The sequence below is a fragment of the Massilia hydrophila genome (assembly GCF_020208145.1).
Classification (GTDB): domain Bacteria; phylum Pseudomonadota; class Gammaproteobacteria; order Burkholderiales; family Burkholderiaceae_D; genus Telluria; species Telluria hydrophila.
On sequence record NZ_JAHYBX010000086.1, the window covers coordinates 1 to 379 of the forward strand.

The 379-nt window shown below is 46.4% G+C and carries 1 protein-coding gene; it reads left to right on the forward strand.

The features are described 5' to 3' along the window. A partial coding sequence (locus LE190_RS21600; RefSeq protein WP_225240630.1) for an ABC transporter substrate-binding protein occupies positions 1-377 on the forward strand: 377 nt, incomplete at its 5' end. Positions 378-379: the final 2 nt, after the last annotated feature.

Here is a 379-nt window from a genome sequence, read left to right on the forward strand (position 1 = left end):
TTTTAGGAGGGATCAAGATGAAATTTAGAAAAACAATGGTTGCGGGCACAATAATTGCGCTCGCCGGGATGTTAGCAGCCTGTGGTTTTAATTCAGCAAGCAGTAAAGGTACCTCCATCACCCGCATGGTAGGCGATATTATATCCACGATGGATCCGTCAACGAATACCGATGCAATTAGCGGTCAAGCGTTGATTGACACGATGGACGGCTTGTATCGGTATTCTGGCAAAGATTTACATCCGGCAATTGCCAAGAGTCAGCCAACCGTGACTAACGGTGGGAAGACGTATACTTTCAAATTACGAAATGCCAAATGGAGTAATGGTGACCCGGTTACGGCAGGATTTCGTATTTGGTTGGCGGCGTACAGTTGAAC